We start from the raw sequence: 3,548 nt of genomic DNA, 5'->3' as shown, positions 1-3,548 counted from the left end.
ATGGTTTTTGGAAACATTTTTCTGACGTATACTACACTAAAAATGCTGCGTAATATGAGAACTGCACCCTTAATTAACAATTCATCATTAACAATTAGCAATTATTCATTAACCATTAATATTTATTCATTCACCATTAACAATTCACCATTAGCTATGACCTTCGACGAACTATTTGAGCAGATACAAAAAGGAGAAATTACGAAAGAAGATGCACAACGCCATTTCTCATTAGATTGGATGGAAACAGCCAGCCGCTATATATTAGATGTGAACCGTGGCATGCGTACCAATATTCCTGAAATCATTTATGGTGAATATAAAACGCTGGAGCAAACCATTGAGCTTACGACAAAACTTCTTGATGAACATCCGCGAGTAGTCGTTTCACGCAGCCCTTTTTACAAAGAGTTAAATGAACATTTTAAGGATAAGTTCCCCGTATTATGGTCAGTTAATGCCACAGTTATTGGCGAAATGCCCGAAACCAAAGGGAAAGTATTAGTAATTAGTGCCGGTTCGGCCGACCATCCGGTAACCTATGAGTGCGAAGTCATTTTAAAAGCCGTTGGTGTAGAACCATTGGTATTTGAAGATCGCGGCATTGCGCACCCAACCCGCGTATTGGAAGCCATCAAACAAGGCATAGAACAAGATGTGGCAGCTGTCATTGTTGTGGCCGGCATGGAAGGTGCACTAGCGCCATTTGCAGCATCATTAGTGCCACTGCCAGTAATTGGTGTGCCAACTTCGGTAGGTTATGGTTTTAGAGCCAAAGAAGCCGCATTAACGAGTATGCTGGCCAGTTGTGCTCCTAACCTAACGGTAGTTAATATCGATGGTGGATTACGTGCTGGTGTTGTGGCGGCTTTAATTGCTAAGAATAGGTGAGCCTACAATTAAAATGTAAAAAGCGAAGTTTCTGACTTCGCTTTTTTGTATGCAGTAATCTCCGAACTAACCACAATCTACTCAACTATCAACTTTTTAGTGAAGTACTGCTTGGTTTCCGGAACATATATCTGAACAATATACATACCTGGTTCACAGATGCCTTTTAAGTTGACTGAAGAATTATTTGTAATGGTCTTTTTAATACGTTGCTTACCCATCACATCTAATAGGCTAAACTGCACCTGTTCATAGTCAGTAGTAATATAAATAAAGTCAGTTGCAGGATTAGGGTATACCCCAATCTTTTCTTCACCTAAGTGATTCATGCTTGTTGCCTGCTCCCAAGCCGCATAAAAGGTTTTGTCGCCTACTGAACCATTGGGAATGGCTGGTAGATTTGCAGGAGCGGTCAACTGAGCATCTGTATACCAGCCAGCAAAAGTATAACCATCTCTCGGTAAAGGTTCGTCGATTGCAATAGCATTACTTTCAATGTTGTATGAGGTAGGGTGATTTATCACCTCATGTGCTTCAGTATTTTTATAGTCAATGGCATATTCAATTAATTGACGCTTCACCCAATAAGTAACTTCACCAGCTGTTAGAGCTGAAACATAGTTAACAGGCTCCCCTGTAAAGTCGGGATTTTCGTACCATCCATAACATGTGTAACCCTTCAGCAAGGGAAGTCTCATGCCTTGAAAATCAACAGCATTTTCAAAGGTCATACTATTTATTGGGTTGTAATCAAATGCTCTGGTTTCCAAATAACTTACATTATCTGGTATAACAATATTCGTCAATAGGTTATCTTCAAAAGCTCTTCCTTGTATGTAAATTACACTGGGTGGAAGCACAATGTTTTTAATATGATTGGAGCGAAACGCATCATAGAGAATTTCTTGTAATTCATCTGGTAATATAACTTCACTTAGGCTCTTCGAAAATAATGCCTCCCGTCCTATTTCAACAACACCCTTTGGTATGTTAATACTTTGCATTGTGCCTCTATACCCGCTCAGCTTCGTATAATTTACAGAGAGGTTATTGTTTAATTGAAAAATAAAATCAGAGTCGCAATGACCTATTGGGCAGTTGGCAAATACAAATTCCGATATACTTGCTCTGCCATTATTAAAGTAGGAGCATAGATTGTAATTATTTTTAAAAGCGTAATCACCTACATGATACATGTGCTCAGGTAAGTTGACATGTATTAATTCATTATCACTAAATGCACTGGAATTTATACTTTGAATTGTGTTCGGAAAGTTGACATTTGTTAAGCCTTTCCACCTAAAAGCACTGGAACCAATCTTTGTTACTCCTTCTGGTATTGAAATTTCTTTTTCAGAACCTCGGTACCCAACTATGTAAGTATAATCAGGCTCTATGTCGTAATACGACAAGAGGTAAATAAAATCAGAGTCACAATGCCCTATCGGACAATTTTCAAAGTGTTTATTTCGCAATGCAAACGTACCTGTATAGTCGTATGAGCAAAGATCCGGATTATTGACAAAAGCGTAGTCCCCAATATCACTGACTGTTTCGGGTATATTCACATAACTTAACTTGTTGCTTTCAAAAGTCATGTCCCCAATTGTTGTCAAGCCCTCCGGCAGTTGTATGCTCTGAATGTTATTATTTCGGAAGGCATAATTACCAATTGATAGCAAATTCTCGGGTAGAATAACTTCTGTTAATTCATTGTATTCAAATGCTCCATCGTAAATCTTTGTTAAACTTTCAGGGAATTCTACGCTTTTTATGCCTTTGGAACTAAATGCCCTGGACATGATAGTAGTTACTCCATCTGGTATAACAACATCAACAGCATCTCCCCTATAGTCTCTAATTACCGCATAATTAATTGATAAATCATTATTCAGCATATAGGTAAAATCTAAATCACATTGCCCAATCGGGCAGTTAGCAAAAATATTATCGCTCAGGTTTAGCTCGCCATTATATGAGAAACTACATAAATTCGGGTTTACTCCAAATGCTAAGTGCCCAATAGAGTTAACACTCGCGGGTATTTCTAAAGTTCTTAGATTATTATGCATAAAAGCACTTGAACCGATGGAAGTAAGGCCTTCCGGTAGATGGATATTTTTGAGCATATTGTCATTAAAAGCATCTTCTCCTATTGTTTCCAAACCTGCGGGTAAAGTAATGCTTGTAATATTATTATTGGCAAATGCATAATTCCTGTTTTTAACCGCTTTAAAAACTGGACCACTTTGTAGCACATGAAAAGTGAAACAAAATGGTAGAAGAAATCATTAAAAATGCTAGATTGTCATCGAATGGCAGAAAAATGCTTACCTCCGAACAGAAAGCTTGTATAGTTGAAAGTTGGGAAACATCCGGTTTGTCGTGTCCTGAGTTCTGCCGTAGATATGGATTAATAGCCAGCCAACTATATAAATGGCGAACAGATGCAAAAATAGGTGCGGTAATGGGAATTAAAAATGATGGAGATCTTCATTCAAAGACTGAACTGGAGATGTTGAGGAGAGAGAATGAGGAACTTAAGAAAGCTTTAGGAGAATCCACTTTAGACATCAAGATTCAATGTCGTTTAGTTAACATGACTTTATAATCGTTTGTAATTCATAGAGTAAGACTTCTTTGGTTTCTTTTTTCTT

General features: G+C 37.8%; 3 protein-coding genes. 2 read left to right on the top strand and 1 reads right to left on the bottom strand.

What is annotated here, in order from left to right; genetic code table 11:
• Positions 1-891, top strand: an 891-nt coding sequence (gene larB, locus JIV24_RS21960; RefSeq protein ID WP_234445922.1) for a nickel pincer cofactor biosynthesis protein LarB, incomplete at its 5' end; no start/stop codon positions are given.
• 77 nt (positions 892-968) lie between these two features.
• Here larB and JIV24_RS21955 read toward each other — a convergent pair.
• Positions 969-3,149 (bottom strand): leucine-rich repeat protein, encoded by a 2,181-nt coding sequence (locus JIV24_RS21955; RefSeq protein WP_200467229.1) that lies wholly within the window; start codon positions 3,147-3,149, stop codon positions 969-971.
• A 17-nt stretch (positions 3,150-3,166) separates the two neighbouring features.
• On the opposite strand from JIV24_RS21955, the gene tnpA reads away from it, so the two are divergent.
• On the top strand, positions 3,167-3,502 hold the full coding sequence (gene tnpA / locus JIV24_RS21950; RefSeq protein ID WP_200467228.1) for an IS66 family insertion sequence element accessory protein TnpA: 336 nt from the start codon (positions 3,167-3,169) through the stop codon (positions 3,500-3,502).
• The last annotated feature ends 46 nt before the right edge of the window (positions 3,503-3,548 follow it).

The sequence above is a fragment of the Carboxylicivirga marina genome (genome assembly GCF_016612505.1).
Taxonomy (GTDB): Bacteria; Bacteroidota; Bacteroidia; order Bacteroidales; family Marinilabiliaceae; genus Carboxylicivirga; species Carboxylicivirga marina.
This window is presented reverse-complemented; position numbering and strand designations above follow the sequence as displayed.

What these genes read in the sequence shown, in the direction of transcription:
- tnpA (WP_200467228.1), top strand. Translation starts at nt 3,167, where the DNA reads ATGGTAGAAGAAATCATTAAAAATGCTAGATTGTCATCGAATGGCAGA.